This is a genomic window from Sphingomonas faeni (genome assembly GCF_030817315.1).
In the GTDB taxonomy this organism is placed as follows: Bacteria; Pseudomonadota; Alphaproteobacteria; order Sphingomonadales; family Sphingomonadaceae; genus Sphingomonas; species Sphingomonas faeni_C.
This window is the reverse complement of sequence record NZ_JAUSZF010000003.1, coordinates 106,584-129,035: the sequence shown is the minus strand read 5'-3', so window position 1 is coordinate 129,035 and position 22,452 is coordinate 106,584. Positions and strand designations below refer to the sequence as shown.

21 protein-coding genes and 1 pseudogene are annotated in these 22,452 nt (G+C 55.9%); 3 read left to right on the top strand and 19 right to left on the bottom strand.

Features of this window, described 5'->3' with window-relative positions; all coding sequences use genetic code 11:
- Window positions 1–114: 114 nt before the first annotated feature.
- Window positions 115–330 (bottom strand): hypothetical protein, encoded by a 216-nt coding sequence (locus tag QFZ54_RS18095; protein ID WP_307089788.1) that lies wholly within the window; start codon window positions 328–330, stop codon window positions 115–117.
- A gap of 443 nt (window positions 331–773) precedes the next feature.
- Here QFZ54_RS18095 and QFZ54_RS18090 point away from each other — a divergent pair, with 443 nt between their 5' ends.
- Entirely contained in the window at window positions 774–1,679 is a 906-nt protein-coding gene (locus QFZ54_RS18090) for a Gfo/Idh/MocA family protein (protein WP_307089786.1), read from the top strand.
- Window positions 1,680–1,992: 313 nt separating this feature from the next.
- Here QFZ54_RS18090 and QFZ54_RS18085 read toward each other — a convergent pair whose 3' ends face one another.
- The 8 genes from QFZ54_RS18085 to QFZ54_RS18050 form a co-directional block, all read right to left on the bottom strand.
- The gene (locus QFZ54_RS18085; protein WP_307089784.1) at window positions 1,993–2,553 is read right to left on the bottom strand and encodes a 3'-5' exonuclease; all 561 of its coding nucleotides are present in this window, start codon (window positions 2,551–2,553) and stop codon (window positions 1,993–1,995) included.
- Between the two features lie 166 nt (window positions 2,554–2,719).
- Window positions 2,720–3,661, bottom strand: coding sequence for a site-specific integrase (locus QFZ54_RS18080; protein ID WP_373458632.1), 942 nt, complete (start codon window positions 3,659–3,661; stop codon window positions 2,720–2,722).
- Window positions 3,662–4,385: 724 nt separating this feature from the next.
- Window positions 4,386–5,570: a hypothetical protein gene (locus QFZ54_RS18075; RefSeq protein ID WP_307089779.1), complete on the bottom strand. Its 1,185-nt coding sequence runs from the start codon at window positions 5,568–5,570 to the stop codon at window positions 4,386–4,388.
- Between the two features lie 75 nt (window positions 5,571–5,645).
- Entirely contained in the window at window positions 5,646–7,841 is a 2,196-nt protein-coding gene (locus tag QFZ54_RS18070) for a GumC family protein (protein ID WP_307089777.1), read from the bottom strand.
- Window positions 7,842–7,851: 10 nt separating this feature from the next.
- Complete coding sequence (locus tag QFZ54_RS18065) at window positions 7,852–8,568, bottom strand: polysaccharide biosynthesis/export family protein (RefSeq protein ID WP_307089775.1); 717 nt, start codon at window positions 8,566–8,568, stop codon at window positions 7,852–7,854.
- A gap of 28 nt (window positions 8,569–8,596) precedes the next feature.
- Window positions 8,597–9,553: an O-antigen ligase family protein gene (locus QFZ54_RS18060; protein ID WP_307089773.1), complete on the bottom strand. Its 957-nt coding sequence runs from the start codon at window positions 9,551–9,553 to the stop codon at window positions 8,597–8,599.
- Between the two features lie 797 nt (window positions 9,554–10,350).
- Complete coding sequence (locus QFZ54_RS18055) at window positions 10,351–10,563, bottom strand: IS66 family transposase (protein WP_307089771.1); 213 nt, start codon at window positions 10,561–10,563, stop codon at window positions 10,351–10,353.
- A 20-nt stretch (window positions 10,564–10,583) separates the two neighbouring features.
- Complete coding sequence (locus QFZ54_RS18050) at window positions 10,584–11,150, bottom strand: IS66 family transposase (protein WP_307089769.1); 567 nt, start codon at window positions 11,148–11,150, stop codon at window positions 10,584–10,586.
- Here QFZ54_RS18050 and QFZ54_RS18045 point away from each other — a divergent pair.
- Window positions 11,139–11,327 (top strand): hypothetical protein, encoded by a 189-nt coding sequence (locus tag QFZ54_RS18045; protein WP_307089767.1) that lies wholly within the window; start codon window positions 11,139–11,141, stop codon window positions 11,325–11,327. The genes QFZ54_RS18050 and QFZ54_RS18045 overlap by 12 nt on opposite strands.
- Here the strand turns inward: QFZ54_RS18045 and tnpB (QFZ54_RS20550) are convergent.
- The 10 genes and pseudogenes from tnpB (QFZ54_RS20550) to QFZ54_RS18000 all read right to left on the bottom strand — a co-directional run bounded on the left by tnpB (QFZ54_RS20550) (window position 11,293) and on the right by QFZ54_RS18000 (window position 21,038).
- Window positions 11,293–11,669, bottom strand: a pseudogene (gene tnpB, locus QFZ54_RS20550) (IS66 family insertion sequence element accessory protein TnpB). The gene QFZ54_RS18045 and the pseudogene tnpB (QFZ54_RS20550) sit on opposite strands and share 35 nt — an antisense overlap.
- Before the next feature lie 185 nt (window positions 11,670–11,854).
- A complete protein-coding gene (locus QFZ54_RS18040; protein ID WP_307089743.1) occupies window positions 11,855–12,106 on the bottom strand; it encodes a hypothetical protein in 252 nt (83 codons plus the stop codon).
- Window positions 12,106–13,770, bottom strand: coding sequence for an IS66 family transposase (gene tnpC / locus QFZ54_RS18035; protein WP_307089765.1), 1,665 nt, complete (start codon window positions 13,768–13,770; stop codon window positions 12,106–12,108). Before tnpC ends, QFZ54_RS18040 begins: the two co-directional genes overlap by 1 nt.
- A gap of 88 nt (window positions 13,771–13,858) precedes the next feature.
- On the bottom strand, window positions 13,859–14,206 hold the full coding sequence (gene tnpB, locus QFZ54_RS18030; RefSeq protein WP_307087761.1) for an IS66 family insertion sequence element accessory protein TnpB: 348 nt from the start codon (window positions 14,204–14,206) through the stop codon (window positions 13,859–13,861).
- Entirely contained in the window at window positions 14,203–14,562 is a 360-nt protein-coding gene (gene tnpA, locus QFZ54_RS18025) for an IS66-like element accessory protein TnpA (RefSeq protein ID WP_307087759.1), read from the bottom strand. Before tnpA ends, tnpB (QFZ54_RS18030) begins: the two co-directional genes overlap by 4 nt.
- Window positions 14,563–15,277: 715 nt before the next feature.
- Entirely contained in the window at window positions 15,278–15,982 is a 705-nt protein-coding gene (locus tag QFZ54_RS18020) for a glycosyltransferase (RefSeq protein ID WP_307089763.1), read from the bottom strand.
- Window positions 15,979–17,067, bottom strand: a complete 1,089-nt coding sequence (locus tag QFZ54_RS18015) for a hypothetical protein (protein WP_307089761.1) — start codon at window positions 17,065–17,067, stop codon at window positions 15,979–15,981. Before QFZ54_RS18015 ends, QFZ54_RS18020 begins: the two co-directional genes overlap by 4 nt.
- 82 nt (window positions 17,068–17,149) lie before the next feature.
- On the bottom strand, window positions 17,150–17,848 hold the full coding sequence (locus QFZ54_RS18010) for a glycosyltransferase (protein WP_373458618.1): 699 nt from the start codon (window positions 17,846–17,848) through the stop codon (window positions 17,150–17,152).
- 173 nt (window positions 17,849–18,021) lie between these two features.
- The gene (locus QFZ54_RS18005) at window positions 18,022–19,041 is read right to left on the bottom strand and encodes a hypothetical protein (protein ID WP_307089759.1); all 1,020 of its coding nucleotides are present in this window, start codon (window positions 19,039–19,041) and stop codon (window positions 18,022–18,024) included.
- A gap of 299 nt (window positions 19,042–19,340) precedes the next feature.
- Window positions 19,341–21,038 (bottom strand): right-handed parallel beta-helix repeat-containing protein, encoded by a 1,698-nt coding sequence (locus QFZ54_RS18000; RefSeq protein ID WP_307089757.1) that lies wholly within the window; start codon window positions 21,036–21,038, stop codon window positions 19,341–19,343.
- Window positions 21,039–21,851: 813 nt separating this feature from the next.
- On the opposite strand from QFZ54_RS18000, the gene rfbC reads away from it, so the two are divergent.
- Window positions 21,852–22,445 carry a dTDP-4-dehydrorhamnose 3,5-epimerase gene (gene rfbC / locus QFZ54_RS17995; protein WP_307089755.1) on the top strand — a complete coding sequence of 198 codons (594 nt, stop codon included), beginning with the start codon at window positions 21,852–21,854 and terminating at the stop codon, window positions 22,443–22,445.
- The last annotated feature ends 7 nt before the right edge of the window (window positions 22,446–22,452 follow it).

Here is a 22,452-nt window from a genome sequence, read left to right as displayed (position 1 = left end):
GCGTTCTTCAGCACTGGCAACTCTGCCAAGGCGTAGTCCCGCAGGAGACATGAAGGTCCATTTGGGTTCGGCACCTATGGCCATTGGGGGGGGCATCTAACCACCGGCCTAGCCTCAGTAGCCGGCTAAAACTTTTGCAAAACCACGCGGTGAAGACGGGAATGCGCCGATGGCTTCCGGCCCGATGAACGATCTCGAATAGCAGCCATCGTAAGGCAGCTTAACGGCAATCCAGGCACCTGAAGAGCTAACGACGTCCGCAACGTCACGACGCGAACCACGCGGGAAATTCACGCGAACCATCTCAATCGTCGACGAGTTGCTGACCATCTGTGGTCCATCAACAGATTTTGCGGCCTCGCTAATTTGCTTAGGCCGATAACTTATTAAGACTACTAAGCGATATGGTGGGTGATCGCGGGTTTGAACCGCCGTCATTCGTGTAAACGAGACGCTCTACCAACTAAGCTAATCGCCCCTTTCGGGTGGACGTCCGATTCCAAAGCCTGGTGACCGGGGCAACCTACAAGGGTTTGGCAGTCACGGAAATCCTTAAGCGTTTCCGCGTGGGATGGACAAAAACTGCGAACAGCTCGGCTGCTCCGTTTCCATCAGAACTGCCAGTCTCTTAGCGTACGTCTCCGATACCGTCTTCCAGCTAGACATGTCACGCATCGACATGTCGGGCATCGCCTTTTTTGTGGCTTCGACGAAACACCTCCACGCGTGGTTTTTGATATAGGCAAGCCACAACGAACAGTCTGGAGATCGTAATGCGCGTGCTGGTAACAGGTTTAGGCGACATTGCTTGCAAGGCCTATCTACCGATATTGGCGGCTCTTCCAGAGCTGGACGTGCATCTCGCGACGCGTGATCCACAAGTGCTGCGTGATGCTGGACGCATGTTCCGTGTGCCGCATCTGCATGCGAACATCGAACAGGCATTGGCGACCGCAACATTCGATGCAGCCTTTGTGCACTCAGCCACCAGTGCACATGCGACATCCGTCCAGTTGCTGCTCGAGCAGCGTATTCCGACCTTCGTTGACAAGCCGCTCGCCGACAACCTTGCGCAGGTGCAACAGCTTGTCGGACTTGCTGAACGCCAGGCGACGCTCCTGATGGTCGGCTTCAATCGACGTTTTGCCCCGGATTATGCCGCTCTTCGCGACACTGGCGCCAGTCTGATCCTGATGGAAAAACACCGCGATAAACAGCCTGATACGCCGCGGCGGGTGGTGTTCGACGACTTCATCCATATCATCGACACGCTGTTGTTCCTAGCACCTTCTCCCGTGAAACGCCGTACCATCGAAACGCATGTCGAGCATGGGTTGCTTAAAGCCGTAACACTGATGCTCGCCGGTGACGGGTACACGGCGATCGGCACCATGCACCGGGATAGCGGGCTAGACGAGGAGCGTCTGGACATGATCGGAAACGGGGTACGGCAGTCGGTCCAGGACATGGCGAAGACGATCCGCTCTGCAGGGACGGAATGTCGGCGCCGACGTGGCGACTGGACGTCGGTCGGACGCCAGCGCGGCTTTGAAGCGATGTGTGCCGACTTCCTGCTGGCTGTACGCGAGCAACGTCCGACCGTTGCTACAGACATTCTATCGACCCACGCGCTCTGCGAAGCCGTTACCGCTCATGCGGATGCGCAGTCACGCGATTGAACGTGCTGCCTTCCGACATTCGGCTCGACCGAGGTGTTTCTACCAAACCGTAAGTGCCTACTAAACCAGCTTGATCAGGCCGACTTTCTGCCATGTCGGATAGCCGGCATGTTAACTCGATGTCCCGTACTCAAACGGCCATCGCATTGCTGGCGAAAGCTATGCCAACAGCGCACGGCGCGTCGATCAGATCAGCGAAAAGCCCCCTTGCGCTCGTCTTCACTGACCCGGGTCGCTCATTCGCCATAACCGACCGCGAACTACGAAATATCGACAGTCCGGCGTGACGGGGTGGCCGCAAGCGCCAACGACGTCAGCTTCCCCCGTATTGCTCCGCCAGTTCCGTCGCGGCGCTTCGAACCGCGAGCCATCGTTGGCGCTCCGCCTCAGCGTCCGCCAGTGCCCTATGGACCGGCGCCCTGCCGCGCGCGCGGACCTCGATCAGCGCGACCAGATCCTTTATCGTTGCGTCCAGCAATTCGGGCGGGACACTCGAGGAAAGGACCATGCGTGCATCTTCGTCGATGGCATCATCGGTGTCGCGAAGGCAAAGCGCGCGCCGGTCGAGGCCGGCACCGCGAAGCAAGACGCTGAGCCACTTCCCGTCCCAGGATGGCGCGCTGGCGAGAAGGTCGTGGCCACCTAGTACTTCGATCATGCGCTGCGCGACTGCGTCATGGGGCTCGCCTGCGCTCAGCAGCGTGCTGCGAGAGATATGGTGGATCGCCTCCGATTGTTCGTCCCAGTCGGTCCACGACGGTGCTGGACGGATGAGGTGGGCTTCAGACCGTCCGTCCGCAAACACCCACGCCACCTCGATCGGATAGCTTCGCTTGGCGAGCGAGGAGGCCTCGAAGTCGAGAAAAACCAGCATTTGATGACTGCCTACTAGCAAAATTCGCGGAATATACTATCCAACATGTCGAGGTGACGCCATGTCAGATAGTAGGTGTGTCGACTATTAGACATGCTAGTCAGATACCAGAATATGCACGTGCCGCCATCGCCGGTTTGACGAGATATCGCTAATAATCAGAGGTTTATAAGAAACGTTGACCTGCGTGATCGTTGAACAGGTCCGCGTTGCGGACATAGTCGGCGAGCACCTGGACCGATTTATGTCGGCTGACTTCCTGAAGTTTAAAGATCGTCGCGCCTTGTGATGCACCCTCGGTGAGAAATCCTGCGCGTAAGGAATGCCCGGCGAACTGCGTCGGATCATAGCCAGCTGCTGCCGCATAATGCTGGACCAGGCGCGCGATCGCACGGTCTGACATTGGAGCAGGGGTCAGCGCATCAAGCCGCGACAAGCGCCGAAACAGCGGGCCCTCGGCATGCCCCGCCGCAGCCATCCACGCGAGAAGCAACGCCTTTGGCCGAATGCGCGACCCCTCGGGGATAGCGATGACGATGCCTTGCCGGGTCTGATCGGTTTTCGAATGAGCAATCGTAAGCCTCAGCCCTTCGGGTACGATCCCGATATGCTCGACCTGGAGCGCGACGATCTCGGAACGCCGTAACGCTGCGGCCATGCCGATTGCCAGGATCGCGCGATCGCGCAGTGCCCGCAAACCTTCGCCCTCGATCGCAGCCAGCATATTGCGTAGCGCAGCCGCGTCCGCGGGACGCTTTTGCCGTTTGGCACCGCCGTGTTCCGCGCGAATGCCGGCGAGCACTTCGGCCAGACGCCCCGCCGCCGGCATCGCGGTCGGCGCCGGATAGCCGCCTGCGCGATGATGATGCCCGATCGCCGCTACCCGCCGATTGATCGTCGATGGGTTGAGCCCTGTGCTTGCCTGATCGCTGGCGAAGACCGCGACGACGTCCGGCGTTGCCGGCAGGGATGCCAGGCCGTGCTGTGCGCACCACAACGTGAAGATCGCCCAATCGGAATCATACGCGCGCCGTGTCGCTCCGGCGCGGGCCGCTTTGGCGTACGCAGCCGCTCGTTCGATCTTTTCGTGAAGGATCGCGGGCAGCATCGGTTCATTCAAGGTCGCGGTGACGAGCGCCGTTGACGACAATGTGAGGTCCAGATCGAGCGGCATCGGGCCAAGAGTGCGGGAAGCGACCATATAGAGCGTGTGCCACGCTCGGTTCCGCCGCGCTACCCTTATGTCCGAGAATTACAGTTATCGGACGCAAGGGTGACGGCGAGGAGGGTGCTAGATGCGAACTCTCAACTCTCGCGCCGCTGTAAAACCAGCTAGACAGCCAATCCCTAAGCCCCGATGTTCCTCGCTACGATGGCGGACCCATAATAACGCCTTAACCTTCTTAATTCTGCGTAGCTGAACTACGTCTAAATGTATAAAAGGTATACAGCCGAATAAGAGCAACATTATACATTCATATTCTTGCCCGAAGGGCTCCTTGACCGTTCCCTACAATAGCAATCCACCCAAGAAATGTGGAAAGCTAAATGTACGCGCCTTACCTATCAAATGCGGTAGTTACGTACGAATGTGCCAACGCGTTGGCAATCGTTAATCTTTAAAAGTAACCGGAGTTTGACCGCGTAATACATAGCTCATTACCGCGCAATTTAAAGTCTATCGCGGATCATGCAACAAGCAGACAACGCGATCATTATCAGACTAACCGCTTTAAACAAACACGAGCAAAAAAAAGACTGGTATACTTAATATCCGATCACCGCATAATGAACCGTCTTACGCAGTGCTTCTACTAAGCAGACGAACCGCCTCAGATTTCGGGAACTTGTCGATCAGGCGTTAACACGGCTCGGCTTATCTGCCCAGATAAGCCGGTCGCACCCTCGACGGGACGCGCTATGAAAGACAGGGTTTGTACAGGACACGCCTCAGGGACCACAAACCGCCCATTAAAGTTTTTCAGTTGCTGCGACGGCGCCAACGAAACTCGACCAAGCTCACGTCCGTCGCGACAGGTAAGCTTCCAATATGGCAATGACGTGGAGGGTAAATCTCCCGCGTTTCCGATTCCAGACAATAGATACTCCCCGGGTGGAAGCACCTGAACTTGGGACAAAAGTACACCGTCGCGTTCCGGCAGCATTGAAAAATCGACTACACCGTTCGGGCCGCTACGATGAATTGTCACCGCGGCACTATCATCGTTGTTCGCAACCCAATCAAACTGGGATGTGCTCGCTGGACTGGCCCTAAAAGTAGGATCGCGTGAGCGATCTACACGAGCCGCCATATTTAACGAGGTATAATAGTTCCACGCCAACGTCGGCTCATTATAAAGCAGCAGGCGATTAATTAACGACGCCGATGCATCCGGCTGTATGGCAACCTTGGCCTGCCGAAGTTTGATGAACAATGCCAAGGTATTTTTGGGATCTGCCCTTCCCAGCGCATACCCCAAAAATGTTGGGCCCCATGCCGGCTTTTTTGCTAAAATGGGAATAAGATTAGTTTGGATGGACGGATCCGATAGGGCCCGTGTTAGCACAGGAAACAGCAAGTTCGATGCGTCACGCGATACGCGTAACGCGACGTCATAATGTCGAAGCGCGCCTTTCTCGTCGCCATCTTTTACCGCTTCTTCAATAGCCCATACCTGCGTCTGTATATTTCGACGCGACAAAGACTCCGAATACCTAAAGATCCGACGGGCCTCGACCAGATTTCCGCGCATCTGCGCCTGAGTACCCAGTACCGTTAATGCAGATATTGCCGTGGCATCTTGCCTCAGAGCAAGCCGTGCAAGATGGGCCGCTGGCGAGTCAACACTTCCGTCCGGCTTCGTCTGGAAAATGCTGAGTGCTAAATCAGCCGTCACTCGACCATTATAAGCCGCCAAACGATGAGCGGTATCGGGATCGGTCTTCTTAGTGACCTCGGCAAGACTTAGCGAGCAAGCAAAATAGCCAAGCGCTGTGGCGACGACGGCAAGACCCATTCGACGAGCGGAGTATGACGTAATACTCCGCTTAGATTTAGTGTTTGCCATCTGATCCGCCACCAAGACTATCGGTTACTTATCTTCACGGCCATATGAATAGCCATACTCGTAGCCATACCCATACGACGCCTTCTTGGATTCGAACTTTGTCAGAACGCTACCAAATATTCTAGCATGTGAGCCACGCAAACGCGCTATCGCGGCCTTTACCTGACTAGATCGGATTTGATGAGACTCAACAGCGTAGATCACGCCCTCTACACGACTGGCGATCAACGGCGCATCCGCCAGACCCATTACCGGCGGCGAGTCAATGATAACGTTGTCGAAACTTTCGAGCAGGCGCTCGACCAAGATCGACAAGCGGTTGCCAGTCAAAAGTTCCGCTGCGTTAGGCGGCAACGGCCCCGCCGTAATGATCGAAAGACCAAGGTCATCGACTGGAAATATAATACTGTTCAGATTGTCATACCCAGTCAGATAATTACTAAGGCCGATCTCATGCCCGACGCCGGCGAGCATATGTACCGACGGAGATCGCATATCGCCATCGACCAGGACGACACGCTGTCCAGCCCGGGCCAACATCGTTGCTAATGCTAACGCCGTCGTTGATTTGCCTTCGGCAGGCCGGGTTGATGTGACCGCAAGTGAACGTGGCACACCATGCTCAGTGGCAAAAGCAAGGCTAGTTTGAATTGCTAGATAAGCCTCGACAAGCGCCGACTTGCGATCAAGCAGCGCTTCGCGCGGCTCAGCATTGACGATTTTTGGCACAGTACCAAGCAATGGCAGGCCAAGCAAACGCTCGACCTCCGACGGATCGGTGATCGCTTCGTCTAGTTGTTCCAAGGCAAACGCGAGAATGGATCCCAAGCCGATACCTACAAGAAGAGCAAGTGCAAGGTTTAGGAATATCCGTGGACTTGATGGCGAGTCGGGCACAACCGCCGGATCAACAACAATAACATTGTTGATCCCAACACCGCCTGCGACGCCGATCTCTTTGTATCGTTGCAGTAGCGCATCATACAGAGCTCTGTTGGTGTCCACCTCCTGCTGGAAGATGTTATACCGGATGCTTCTCGTACGAAGATCTAAGAAACTGGACTTTAATGCCTCCACACGAGCGCTAAGTTCAGCTTCACGGCGAGATGCTTGGCGGTAAGCGGCTTCCGCCGATCCCGTAACCCGCGCTTCCTCTCGCGAAACGCTCTTATCTAGCTGATCAATCTGTGCCTTGATCGCCCGCGCCGGCGCGTAGCCCGGCTCGAATTGGACCATCATGCGTTGATAGTCTGACGCTAGCTCGGCGCGTCGTTGACGGAGCGCATTAATTGCCTGGTTTCGAAGGGCGTCACCAGAAGCCCCTGCACGGCCTTGCTCACGGTAAAGCGCCTCGGCCTGGATGCGATCCGCCGTCGCTTGCGTCAAGACGGCATTGAGACTTTGCAACTCATCTGCCACGAGCGACCGCTCTGACGTTCCACCCTGCGCAGTAGGTTGACCCGGCAGATTGATAATTCGTTGCGCAGAGGCATAGCGCACTAATTGACGTTGTGATTCATCGAGCCGCTCTTTCGCCTGCGCGAGTTGCCGCTGCAGGAGGTCTCTGCCGTAAGAGGTCGCCTGAATCTTGCGCTCTAAGTTCGTTTGAATGAAATTTTCAGCGTATGCGTTCGCGATCTTAGCGGAAAAGTCAGGTGACCTGCTGGTGAACCGAATTTCGACCAAACGCGAAAGCTGGGCAGGGGTTACCGCAAAGTTACGCCTAAGTACTTCGCCAGCTATTCGCAGGCGCGCAGTGCGACCTTGCACGGTGTAGCGTCCGCCCGCTTGCGCAAAGGCGCCGTCTTCGTCGGAGCTCACTCCGAACATTTCGAAGAATTTAGGATCGTTTACAAGTCGCAATTGCTGAGCGACCCGCTCGGATAGCGAGCGTGACTTGAGCAAGCCGTATTGCGTCTGGTAGAACTCTTGATCCGCCTCACTGGCTTCACGGTCCACACCTTGAAACTTTGTAACGCGTTCGGACTCACGTGAGATTTCGATGGTGCTTGACGCTGTGTACTTTGGCTTCATGAGAAGCGTTACGACTAGGCCCAACAATAGGCAGCCAACCACGCTACCGATCATCACATATCGCCACCTTAGTGCAATACGGATGTAGCGGCGAATAGGCGGTATATTGTCCTCGTTTGACGCGCCGGACAACAAGTCCTCGCTTGGGCGGGTACGATATTCTAAACTGGGATTTGCCACGTTCATGAAGCGAACCTTACTGCAAAACTGCGATTAGCGGCCCAGCCAGCAACGGCGATAGCTGCACAAAACTTCGGAAGAGGCGACGTTGTGGAGAATCGCCGACCACGATAATGTCATTGGCATAGACAAGAGGGTCTGCATACGCTCCCCGTTGAATCTGATCAAAGTCATACAACCCAGCCATGCGGCGGCCATTGACAGTTCTTAAGATTACAACGTCTTTGCTACTCGCAAACTCCGACAACCCCTTGGCGGAGGCAATGAGTCGAATTAAGGTCATTTGGTTTGTCACAGGATACAAACCTGGCTCAGTTACTTGACCATTTACCGTCGCGACTTGGCTAACGGAGCTTTTAATATTCACAACTACTTCTGGGTTGCGGACATAGTGTGCACGCAGCGACGCACTAATTGCTTGAGCCAGTTCTTCCGATGTTTTACCGCCGGCGTAGATCGTTCCTGCTAGTGGCATCGCGATGCGTCCGCTCGCGTCGACTTGCATTTGACGGCTCGACTCCGGAATGTTGATCACTTCGACCTCGATCGTGTCCAGAGGACCAATCAGCGCCGGGCGGTCGGCTGCGACCAGATCCGCACGTGCTGGAGCAGGCAGCGATGCAGCATCAGGCACGACCGTCAGATCGGCGGTTGATCGAAGAGGCTCTCCGCCACCGCACCCGGCTAGGAGCGCTGATAAGCATAAAGCGGCACAAATTTGGCTGGTGCGCATATTGTTCCCGTAAGCGGCAGAAGGGGTCCTATAGGTTGACCCGCGAAGACCGTAAAGCAGTCTGAGGGGTAGCACCCCACTCCAGCCAAACCGCAGCAAGGGCCGTCACGGCCATGACGATGGGTGTTCGAGCGGGATAATCAAACGCGCTAGCGACGAACACCAACAGCAACATAGCCGAGCCAACTCGGCCTTGCATGACCTCACCCACCGGCGGCATTCTCCAAACGCGCACGCTGGCGCTCACCCACCAACAAAGCGCTACGACAAGCAATATCACGGCTGGCAACCCTCCGCCGATCGCAACCTCAAGAAAATCATTATGGGCGTGGTTAAAGTAAGTAGGCTTCAGGAGCTCGAACGGTTCGCGCATTCTAAAGACGGTGTCAAAGCTGCCAAAACCTGATCCCACCGGAAAATACGCTTGAATGGCACCAAGTACGGTCGGCAGCCCTCGGGATCGCATGTCTTCGACGTTGTGAATGGCTACAAGTCGATCAATGGATTGAGTGCGTCCCGACATGGAGCTAGCAACGACAAAACCTGCTATTACCGCGATGATCGTCGCTGCTGCGACCGGTTCAGCCCACCGTGGCAGACGCCACTTTTGCTGATGCAAGGCATCACGCGCCATCCAAAAACCCAGCGTTGCGCCCAGCAGGCCGACAGCGACGCCAGCGCGAGATCCGCTGGCGAGAATGAGAAGAAGAAACAGGATTACTAGGCCAATTGCCAGCGGAACGCGCCATGTTGGAGCAGCGCTATTGCGTGTACCCCAAACTGGGGCAAGGACACAGCCGAGAGCTAAGAAGAGCGCGAAGTGATTGCGGTTGGCAAAGAACGAACTGACCTCGCCTGTCGAGTCATTCACAAAAGGGCTGTTGAAGGAACTGCCCGAGAATTGAATAATTCCGACAAGCGCCGTTACGCAGATCAGGATGAGGATTACCGTCAGAACAAGTTCACGCTCTGCACGACGGAGCATTGCTGCTACGAGAATTACTGTAGTAGGCACCAGAAGGGACATTACGGCATTCAGTGTTGCCCCTGGCTCAATGGACAACGGACGCCATGGCTGCGGATCGGCTATCGCTCGCTGGAACGCAGCGTGTCCAGGCAGCTCAGACCACAAGGATGGAGGCAGCGGAACTAACTGTAGAACGCCAAGCGATACGCTCACTACAATCAAACCCAACGATGCACGGATCGTCCGCCCCTCAAACTTAGTTCCGAAAAGAATTGCTGTGACCAATACGGCGGCCGCCACGCCTCGAACGATCGGCTGACCAAGAACGTCCGCGCGGGACGCTCCTCCCGCAAGTGTAAGAACACAAAATAAACCCACTAGCAGAAAAAATGATAGGCTGGGTCGGGTCAGGCGTGGTGCGCGGCTGTGTGCAGACATGATGCCGACGTACACGATTTGGCTCACTAAATGAGTGAAAAATGTCTGCCGCCGTCAGGAATCAGCACCGATGCGCCATTGCCACTTCGCAGCACCATCCTCCCTCGGTAGCTAGGCGGACGATCTGGACCTCCGTCGCCTGCTGCCTCGCGCAATCGACCAGTTCAGAGAAGGCTCGATCAGTCCGGGTTCGGTTCGAGATCAGTCATCAGGCAGCCTCTCGCACAAACGGCGTTTTGGGAGGCGTATCTATTCCAAGGTATATAACTCGTGAAACCGAGACTGCGGCAGATCAGCAATGCGGATAAGTACGTCTCCAAGTCACCCGAGCGGATCGACGCCAGTGAGCTTGGCGGCGCCGTCCAGGCTGCACATCATTACAGGACGTTCACCGCCGCGGTCCCAACCCACGAACAGCCAGCTTTACTGCCCCGCGCTACGCTGCTCCGTTCTCGTTCGACGGTCATGTTCGTCAGGCAAATCCGACCGTTCGCGAGGAACCTCGTGAACCATGCCCAGTCGTTGCGCAGATAGGCGATCGCTTTGGTGACGGCAGCGTGACGCGACCGAATGGTTCGGCTTTCCCGCATCCAGGTTTCCAAAGCGTGAATCAGCGGTGCGACGCGTAAGGGCAGGTGGCCGACGTATTTGGACACCAGTACCTGGCGACGAGCGCCTGGCTGGGCAGATCACCGTCGATGATATGGGCAATTGTCGGCGCTTGCAAAGGCGCCGGCTCGCATTCGGGGCAACCATAGCGCGGGCCGCGGGTGACGTGGACGTGGACGTGGGAGGTTGTGGGCACTACGGCGGGCCGCTCGGAAACGTCCTCGCCAATGACGTGAAGAGCACCACCGCAGCAGCTGTATGCCGTGTTCTCGATGTCGACGACCTGCTTGAACCGTTGCAAGTGAGCCGGGAGCTGTCTGCGGTTGGTCTTGCGCCGACCCGCCTCGCGCGGTGTGGCCGCTACGGCATCGAGACTGGCGGCAACCACGGCGAGTGCCGTCTCGGCATCCCCGAACGCCATCTCCAACCGCACGTCATCGAGCTTCTCGGAGCGTGCGCCGAAGCGGTGCCAGCGTAATACGGCGACGATGTCGTGCAGCCTTGCGAGCTCCGCCTCGGCATGGTCGTTGACAGCGCTGAGCCGTACGATCTCTGCGTGAGCCTCCACCTCGACCGCATGCAGGACAGCAACTTGCGCCTGCTACAGCTCATTGGCGCCACGCAGCGAGGCAAGTTCTTTTTCATGCGATTGCAACTGCGCCATGGTCGCGACGTGCATGGCGCGCAGAGCGTGCGGATCAAAAGGAAGATCAGCCTCGATCAGCGATGCGGAGCAATGTATTAGGCTGCTCGCACGACGTCAACCGGGGCAGTTGCTGCGTCACGGGCTTGCGCCCGCCATGGACCCGACGCCACTCTGAACAATCGAGCAGAACGGCCATCTGCGCGGTCGTCAACTGGATCACGCCGTCCCGGATACCTGGCCAACGAAAGCCGCCCTGCTCGAGCCGTTTAGTCATCAGGCACAAACCCGCGTCGTCCCACCAGACCAGCTTTACCCAGTCCGCCCTCTTTGTGCGGAAGACATCGACCAGCCCGAGAACGGGTCGGCACCGTACTGAACCTTCACCAACGCCGCGAGCGAGTTCGCACCTTTTCTAAAGTCCACCGGTGCAGTCGCGACCATGATCCGCGCATCGCTGCCAGGACCGATCAACGCGACACCTTCAAGGCATCGATCACCGCGGCGATGACGCTGGCATCCGCACCGCGCCGGATCTTCACCACCACACCATCGATCTCCAACACAACCATGCCGTACGCATCCGATAGAGGCCGCGGATTGACGGCTATCGGAGCGGGGCTGGTGCGTCAGTCCTTGTCGAGGAAGGCCTCGAAACCTTCTTCGGCCAGCGCGCTTTGGAAGGCTGCATCAGCGTCGCGATCGGTTTCGAACTGGTCGTCCCAGACGATCGAGGTGTTGTGATCGTTGACCACTTCGAGAGACCACCCTCGCTCAGTTGCTAGACGGACGATGTGGACTTCCAGTCGCCTGCCACCTCGCTCGATCGACCGGTTCAGCGAAGATTCGATCAGTTCGGGTTCGGGTTGGGGATCAGTCATCAGGCAGCCTCTTGCACGAGCGGCGTTTTACGAAAGCGAATCCATTCCCAAGGCAGCAGCTCATGAAGCCGGGACTGCGGCAGATCAGCGATGCGGACAAGGACGTCGGTAAGCCACGCGAGCGGATCGACGCCATTGAGCCTGGCGGTGCCGATGAGGCTGTACATCATCGCAGCGCGCTCACCGCCGCGATCCGAGCCGACAAACAACCAGGCTTTCCTGCCGCGCGCTACGCTGCGCAGCTCTCGCTCGGCCGCGTTATTCGTCAGGCAGATCCGACCGTCCACGAGGAATGTCGTGAACCCCGCCCAGTCGTTGAGCAGATAGGCGATCGCTTTGGCGACGGCATCGTGACGCGACAGAATGCCGCGCTTTTCCCGCATCCAGGTTTCCAGTGCTCGGATCAGGGGTGCGACGCGTTCCTGGCGCACGCTCAGGCGCTCGCCGGCAGTCCGCCCGGTGATCTCTCGCTCGATCGCGAAGATCTGGTCGATCCATTCCAGAGCCTCCTTCGCCAACGGCGAGACGAGCGGCACGCCGCCCTTCTGGCGCTTGAGTTGACGCGCCACATCGGCCAGCTCGAAGAACTGCCGGCGGGCGTGAGCCCAGCAGTTCGCCCGCGTCATCGGTTTGTCAGCCCAGCCATCGCGGAACAGGTCGTTGAAGCCGGCATAGCGGTCGACCTGCAGAATACCGGTATAGCCAGCGAGATGGCCGCGGGGATGTTCGCCTTTCCGGGTCCGCGAGTAATAGCACAGCACTGCCGGCGGTGCTGGACCGCCGAACGGGCGGTCGTCGCGCACGTAATCCCAGATCCGCGCGACGTCGGTCTTGTACTTCGCCAGCCGCGGAACGGTGGTGTCATCGCCGTGGAGACGCTCGGCCGCCAGGACGTGCGCTTCAATTAGCAGGAACAAGGGCCTGGCAGCTACGCTCACTGCGCCGATCTGATCTGCGAGCGTCGACAGGCTCAAGGAGATGCCCTCGCTCTCGAGGCGATCGCGCTGACTGTTGAGCGGCTGGTGCAGACCATATTTCTGAAAGACCAAACTGGCCAGAAAGTGCGGCCCGAACATGCCCCTCGGGGTGACGTGGAACGGCGCCGGTGGCTGGCTGATCTTCTCGCACTGACGGCAAGAGACCTTTTCCCGTACGGTCTGAATTACCTTGTGGCGGGCGGGCACCTTTTCGAGTGTCTCGGTAATATCGGCCGGAAGATGGCTGAGGTCGGCCGACCCGCAGCAAGGGCACAGCTCGGGTGCCGGGATGACGACCTGTTCGCGCGGCAAGCCTGGATCGAAGTCGCGGCGGGTGGACCTTACGCGGGTGAACGCGGTCAAAGTCGTCGCTTTGGCGGCAGCTATTGCGCCCAAGCCCTCCGCCTCGGTGGCGTCCGCCTCGAGCTCCTCGAACGTCAGTTCCAACTGGTCGATCAGCCGACGGCTGCGTTCCGAACTGGCGCCGTATTTGTCGCGCCGCATCTTCTCGTTCATCAACTCGAGATGAGCATTGCGGGCTAGCAGATCGGCATTGATAGCTCTGACGCGGGCCGTTTCGGCTTCGGCATTGAGCGCGTTCGCCTGGGCCTTTTCCGCGAGATCACGAGCGACCGCCAGTTCGGTGCGAAGCTGCAAAAGCTCGTCGGAGGCATCGCTCGAAAGCATGCCAGATTATACCAGAACACCCTTGAGAAACCTATGGTTTTTGGCGGATTTCCGCCGCTTTTCTCATCCTGACTGCCGCTGGAGGTAGTCACCCAACCCGGGTCGGACGCCACGTTTCCTGCGGATTGCGCCAGTCGATACCTTCGAGCAGGCACGCCATCGCCGAGCCCGAGATCGCGACCGTGCCGTCCTTGGCAGCCGGCCACACGAAGCGCCCGCGCTCCAGCCGCTTGGCGTACAGCGACATGCCCAGCCCGTCATGCCACAGGATCTTACACAGTGACCCGCTTTTCCCGCGGAACACGTACAGGTCGCCGGCATGGACGTCCTTGTTCAGCGCTTGCTGAACCTGCAATGCGAGCGAACGCATGCCACGCCGCATGTCCGTGTGACCCAACGCCAGCCAAACTTTCACGCCGTTCGGAACAGGTATCATCGGATCACGGACTTGAGCACCGCGGCCACCTGATCGGGCGACGCTGATGCGAAGACACTTACGCGTCCGCCCCGCGCCAGATCAACGACGATGGTCGGCTGCACGGTCGGCAATTCGACCGGGCAATCCTCAACGACCACCGCTTCGGCAAAGCCGGCGACCGCAGTCGGCGCATTTGACCGTCGGCGAAACTTGCGGCGCCAAGTATAGATCAACCCCGTCGAGACATCATGCCGCCGAGCGACCTGCGCAACAAACGCGCCCGGTGCAAAGGCCTCCGCCAGGATTTGCACCCGCTCCTCATCGCTCCACCGGCGACGGCGCTCAGGCCCGCCGAAAACCGTGATCTGACCCACAACACCTACTCCTAAGCGTACTCTTAAGAGCGCGCTTAAGACCGGTCCTTCGCCTGACCGGCAAGGCGGCCGCTACCGGAGGCGTACACCATGCCATCGGCACGCGCCTGTCAGGAACGCCGTCGGACCGATCACTCTGAAACAGCGGCGACCGAAGTCGGCTCAATGACAGCTAGCACGAATACCGGCGCTGTCACCTCCATGGCTTTGCGCGCCTCCCGCCGTTAGGTGAACAGTTGCGACGGGCCTAGCCCGTGGCGTCGGGCCACCGCGCTGACGCTTTCCAGCCCCGCGTAGCCCTCCCCAAAATCCGAGCCCGGGTCTCGTCGCCCCACTCGCGACGCCGGCCCGCTCCCGTAAACACCACGAACCGGACCGGCTTAGCGGCTCAGTGCCAGCATCGTCACATGACATCGTCATGGCTGTAGGCCTACCTACTTTTCAGAAAAGGCCGATCCGCCCGCGCTTACGCCGTCGTCAACATGGTGCCAGCAGAACACCGCTTACGAACGATGACCTGCGCGATATGTTTGCTTGACGTTGGATCACAAAGCAGTGTCACGCGCCGCGACCATCGATGGTCCAACGCTATGTTCAACACTCCGTTGAACTGATGTGCCGCTTACGACACAGGAAAGCATCTATGCTGAAAATATATATGACCGCCAACGGGTCGGGTCATCTGTCTTCGCTTTTATAAGGTCGACTCGCCCCTCTAGCCCCCCCGAAACACGGCATTTATTAATAGCAACCGTTCGCGAATACGTTTTAGATATGATCGTTTACTGACGGCGCCGGTAGCAGATAGGGCAGTCCCATGACGACGGTACAGAATAAAAGGCTCTCGAACGACCGCGAGCTGACCTATGCGCGCAGCATGAAAGGATAACCACATATCGTGTGGTACGCCTTCGGGGAAAGGCAGATGGCGCATTAAAAAGGCTCTCGTGCAGGCGAGCGTTGCCCCAATTACCGATGGCCGCATAACGATCGAAAGCGCACTAAATTTTGCTCCACGTTGCATAAAATGACTAGCATGAAGCACGTCTAGGTTTTGGTCGACAACTACTGCATCGCCACATACACATGAAGCCCCCTCGAGAGCTTCAAGAGAAAGCGGGACTCGTGCCGGCAGGCAAACATCGTCCTGATCAGAGAAGAATATGTACCGCCCCCGTGCCGCCGATATAGCGCGAGCAAAGTTACCCTGATAGCCTAGCCGGACGTCACCAATAACGACATAGATACGCGGATCGTTTATCGCCCTCACCCGTTCTATCGTGCCGTCGGATGATCCGTCATCAGAAACGATGACTTCATCCTCTTCACCTAGTGCAGCAAGAATACTATGTAGCTGCTCTTCTACGTAAATCGCGCCGTTAAAAGTCGCAACTACAAAGCTGACACGAACGTTGCTCATACGTGAAGACCTGCAGTTAGAATGGGCCGATCGACTACAGCTAAGCTTAAACGCCTAAGAGAAAATATCGCGCATAACAGATAAGTTAAACCGATCGAGTTATTAACGAACGGATTGAATGCGGTAACGACGTATAACATTACAACCCCAAAAAAGAATGCGCTAGCCAGCTTGCGGTACTCACTTTCATACGGAACTTTGAAGAAATATTTGGCAGAGATGAATAGTGGCAACAGCCAAAAAGATAGGCCAACAATGCCAAACCGCCATATCGCCCAAACATAACTGTTCTCAATATTGTGACGATTGTTAAGTAATGTACCGGTCCCATCGCCAAATAACAAAGTTCTAGAAGTGAACGTGGCTAAGAAGTAAGAGAAGTCTCGAGATCGTGTTTCCCCCGACGCAGCTCGACTTGGATCAAAGATTAAGTTAATTATTGTCTCGCCATAAAGACCAACAATCAAAATTGCCGCAACCAAGGTTAGCACGATGGCAATTGGTCGACGCCCAGCAAAGAAGCTAAATACTATAGCAAGAACTACAGCTAAATACAGGCCACGCGTAACTGACAGAACAAGAGAAAACGCAAGTATTGTCGCCATAGCTTTCCAGCGACGTGGTGCTAATATGACACAGAAAACTAAAGCGATACCGACAAAGAAATGACCCTTATAAAAAAAGGTCAGCGGGCCACGAAAGAATAACTCATTAGTTGCATCACCCCAAAGATATATTGCACCGAAACTGACAAAACCGGCATAGAGTCCGACCATCAATAACGATGTAACTGCCGCTACCGCTAAACCACCGAATAGGAGTATATTTCCTGCTTTTTCTACTGTTTTTGCATCTTGCAATGCCATCGCAAAGAATGGCGCACTAAGCCAGAAAAGAAGCGGCTGAAGTTCAAGACCAATTACACTCAATGACGTACCGTTGGAAGCGTCTACAAGCAGCCCCGGAACTAGGCTGGCAAAGAACGCGAGTACCAGAAACGCGGCGACGTTTAGCCCATCGCGCTGACGTGGAGAAGTTAAAGATACTGACAGGGAGGCTACAAGGCAGGCCGCGAACAGAAGCATCCTTAGACTGATAGCTCCAATGGAGAATGTTCGCCCACCCCCCCCAAGGACTACCTCAGTCAACACTAGCGGAAATAGGGTTTCAATCATGGCGAGGAGATACCATTCCAAAGAAAATGCCGCCTGCGACGAGGGCGGCCAAAGACAGGCGACCTGCCGCAGCGTACCTTGCCGCTCTCACCAGACGTCGGAACGGTAAGATCGCACGGGCCTTGCCGCCGAACGCCGCGTAAAATGACGTCTCCGCGTTCAAGATACTTGCCACTCTTGCATCAGATAATGTCTTTGGCGTACGCACAGAAAGATCGTGTGCCAATCGTGCATCTATTACACCAATTTTTTCGAAACGTTTGGATAGCTGCAAGAAAATCCAGTGATCGACATAGTCAAGCCAGATAGCTGATGGAAAGACCAACTGATGGATTATCGCACGCTGAATAATTGCACCTGAGGAGATTGCAGTCGGCATGCCCCTAGCTTGATTTGGATCAAGACAAGGTACAATTGATCCCATGGGGGTAATCGTTGCAGGTGAAATGAGTTGCCCGTCATGACTGACCCGGGGAACCACGATCGCAACATCAGTCCTATTATCAATCGCCTCCTGCCCCAGCTGAAGATAATCGAAGGGTAGGACGGTGTCTTGATCTAACAGTAGCAGCCAGTCGCATTCGACTCCAACGGCCCGCTCTGCAGCGGCATGGTACGCATTCGCCGTACCTCCGTTGTCACGTTGCCAAACGAGGGTAATATTGTCTCCGAGGACGGAGGGATCTACCATCGCAGTAGGCGAATTATCGTATATCAGGCAATGTTTTAGCCGAGGTCGCGAGTCCTCCTTGAGCCACGCTAGCAGCATCGGCCACGGCGTAGCCCGCTCGAGAGGGCGATTGTAAAGGACGAGTACTGCCATTATGCCGCGCGTTCCAGCGAAGCTAGTATCCTCGTTCGTCATCAAACGCGACCGACGGCGGACTTAGCCAAGAAGCCGGTTGGTTCGGTCAGGCCCAGAACGTCCAGCGCCCAAACACGAAGAGAGTATCGCTCCACAAGGCGTTTATCGACATCTGTGTATGCCACTGAAAGAAATTCAGGGTCTAACCGTGGACTTGCTGCATCGATTATTGAAACATTCTCGGGTCGGTAAAAGTCGTATACCGAGACACTCTTCGCAGTCGTCATCAACTTTTTGCCTGTCCCCACCGCTTCGGCCGCTCGCATCGTAAGGCCAGCTTGATCTGGATGAGGAAGGTCAACAATAATCTTCGACGAAGCAATGTAACGAGCATACCTTGCGAATGGCAATGTACGAACATGCACGTCTTTGCCCCGCCCTTGAATCAGTATTTCCAAACCTGTTCGAACGCCTGTAAAGAGGTAGAAGAACGAAGATAGGCCGAGACTATCAGCTTGTTCGCGCAATGCCTCGACCTGTTTAAGCCGGTCGTGATGAAGCCAACCTACAAAACACAAATCTATCGGGATGAGTTGCTCGGCCGTGAGCAGTTCAGGCCGAAAAAATGTCGGCCGGAATATAAAATCTGGATACGTAGCAGCGTCAGCTTGGTCGAATGTTAAGACTCGGTCAAACACCCGCTGGCGATCCACCAATTCGGGGAACCGCGCCATTGAGTCCCATTGATAAGATACGAAACATGCATGCCTATGCTTCGCCTTGAGGGTTCTCAGGAATGCTTCGCCAAGCAAAGTGCCTTTGATGACTACAACATAGTCAAGGGTCCCGATCGCCTGCGACCGTTCCAGTATCCCGGCATGATGTCGCGCCAAATGGGCATCCGATACGGGAGACAACCGACGCTTTATCGGCGCGAGCAGCCCTCGGCTCTCCGGCGCACTCTCATACTCAACGAGTACCTGTGCGCCCAGACGCTTAAATTCGTCGGCTATTACCCGCTCATAATCATAGAATCCTATCCCAATTAGCAGGATACGACGGTTTACTAAGGGGGTCATGCACGGTTTCCGCTGATTTGCGATGTATTATTAACCTGGATAGAAAATCGCGCCTACCCGATCTCCTAGGGCCGTTCTTAGCTATCATCGTTTTGCCATATCTATAACGATGACCGAAAGTTTTTTTTCATGGGCAAATTCATACGCCGTTAGTCCCGCTGCTTATACGTTCTCACGGGCTGGACCAACGGTTCGATCGCTCGGATAGCATTATACCCGACGACTGGTATTCCAGCTGACTGAAGCGTCGCGCCGGCCGGACGCCCACTCAACACCATACTATGCGAATTTACGACACATCAGTATGCTCCAATCTGGAAAGAAATATCGCCTGAGCGCGGTGATGATCGTTCGACTTGCACGCTGATCCCCGTTCGGGTCACCTCTCCACGTATCTCACCTCGTGGCTGCCCCGAAATATTAGCAAGTACGAGCGATACTCGATACATCCCTTCAGGCAAGTCAGGTAAGTTAAGTGACCGGAAACTTGCGGTTTGGTTCGTCTGCCCAGCCAGTATGATAATACCTCCCACGATTTTGGCACTATGCGGTCCAAAGCCAACGTCCGTAACTAGACCGGTATTTGCCGTAAGCGACATGCCCCCCCCTGCGAAATTATGCGCGACCGTCACGTCGGCGCATCGCTCCAGTGTAATGTTTCCAGCTACCTTGTTCTTGTGCAAACCGAGTCGGCGCGCACCACTCGCCTGAATGCCGGATTCCCATCTTCCACTGATGCTATTGCTATCAATTACAATATCGGACTGCTGGTTGCCCACCAAAATTCCGCAAGAGCCAGATGATGCCTTGTTAGAATTAATTCTGTTGTTTGATATTAAAATATTCGTGAGTTGAGGTTCGTACCCTAGAGCTGTGCAGTCAATGCCACGAACATTGGTCCCGTCTACCTGGACCCAGTTATCGCGAAACGTGAACCCACCGTCTGCGGTGACCAACTCAAGTCCTGTGTTGCTGCAGGCATCCAAGTCACAACTTACCACGCCGCCGAACAGCGCCTGCCGCCATACTATCGCTTTATTAAATCCAAAAATGATAGTTTTACTGACCTGAACGTCTTCCGGCCTAAATTTAGTTACCTCATCGCCAACTTGGATGCCGACAGATAGACCATCCCCTTTCAGTAAATCGCCTTGAGTGATACGACAATCATCGATGGTAATCTTTACATTTCTTCCACGAAGATGAAAACCGCGCCATACTTGATGCATACTTACCGTACGGAATGTAGTATGCCAAAATCCCCGACTATTTACGCCAATTCCGAAGAATGATAAATATAGATTTTCAAAGACTATGCCCTGCGCACGGTCGGCGTCGTCCAAATCACACGTGATAGCGGACGCGCGTTCGCATGAGCTACCAAGTATCGTGAAGTTGGATACCCGGCGGGGGCCGATCACGTCTGACTTACTAATAGCAATGCCGTCACAGCCATTGACATGGAGAACTGACGATTGGCCGTACCCTTGTAAGCTGACGTGCGGCGGCAACTTTAGAGGTGCGGTGATTTTGTAACTTCCTACAGGCAGGATCACAATGCCCCCCCCGGCAGACTCGACGATATTCAGAGCCTCCTGACACGCGGCCGTGTCATCAACGCTACCATCACCAATCGCTCCAGCCTGGAGCACATCAGGGGATTGCTCTGACAGACGGAAGCCTCGCCCGTTTGCATCGATAAATGCGGTGCGGCGATGTGAGGCTACATACCGCGCGTCCACGGCAGTATCATACGCATAAGAAGCAGCGCCCTGCCCGATTCGCGAATGGCCCGTCGTCCCGACGAAAGCACAGTCCGCCCGAAGACACGGTCGACTAATGTCTTTAAATAAACCAATGACTTCAATGTTGCTGCCTAACGTCGTCCCGGTCGAAGAACATCGGCTATCGTTTTGGACCGTTCCTGGAAGCTGAGTTGCCGTACCTGCAGCGAGTAAATGTCCGACTACGTCTCGACGGGTAACCGGATCAATCATAACTTATCCTAAGCTCATTAAATGGCAAAGCTGAGCAAAACATTCAGCGGCTATAACGCCTACCATTCCGTTAGATCAGACGTACCTATACGAACATCAAACAAGTCTTAACAACCCAGTGCCACGCGTGCTAGACTATCAGTCCGCCGGCGGAAGTGGTGCTTGTATGATTGTCATCCGGCTGGTTCCGTCATCTGCACTTACGCGATATGCCGCGGCTGGGTCGGAGTTGGGTACTTTGAAACGTTCGATCCGCGTATTTACGCGATTAGGCAAGCGGTTACTGAGTCGGGTCTCTAACCTGCGGCCACTCCCTTGGACAATGGTATCAAAGTCACGCTTATCAAGCCTATCACCGTACGCTTGACGAACGTCAGAAGCTGTTGATGCCTGCTGAGCAGGAGCGGGAGAGGCCAGCGCAACCAAGGCTATTATTATGATGTACCGCACGCGGCCTCCTACCCCGAAATCGACGGAGGCGTCTAGGTCCACCGGATTAATCCACCGCACGCGAAGCTCGACAGGTCGATCCTAACCAACCCTTTTTTGGCTCATTGCCTCTGTAGCGTTCAGAAACTAACGAGATAGCTCGGTAAACTCGCCATGGCGCACTGCGTGACATGCAAGGTTGCCGGCAACATAGGTATGCTCAAACCTAAAGCGCTTCGATACGCCGAGCTTGTGCGGCATAAGCTGGACCAGAGTAGGAGCCCGGCTACTTTCAAACGCGGGGGCCCGTAAGCGGAACCGGACCGCTACTGGCCAGCTGAGGATATTGGCAGGTCATGAACGTCCAGTTGCTAGCATCACATCATGACTGTAGATCAGCCGCCCATGACAATATCAGCATCACCCGTGCAACTCGTTCGCCCTCGTCGTTTTGGCGATAATCGGGGTTGGTTTACCGAAACATATAATCGCTCAACCTTCGAGGGTCTCGGGATTACGCAGACTTTCGTTCAGGACAATCACTCGTTGTCCGTGCCCCGGTACACTCTGCGTGGTCTGCATTTCCAGACACCGCCTCGTGGGCAGGACAAGCTTGTGCGCTGCATCCGTGGTGCGATTTTTGACGTGGCTGTCGACGTTCGTAAAGATTCACCGACCTATGGCCAATGGGTTGGGGCCGAGTTGTCAGCAGACAACGGCCATCAGCTCTTCATTCCTATCGGTTTTGCGCACGGTTTTCTGACACTCGACGATAATTGCGAGGTCACTTACAAGTGCACCGACGCCTATGCGCCTGATAACGACGGTGGAATTCGCTGGGACAGATGCGGTATCGATTGGCCGATGCCAGTAGGCGCTGTGCCGGAGCTATCGGACAAGGATCGCGTGCTGCCAGCGCTTTCCGATTTTAATAGCCCTTTTCCCTATGACGGCCGCCCCCTCAGCCCGCTTTCCTAAAGGATAC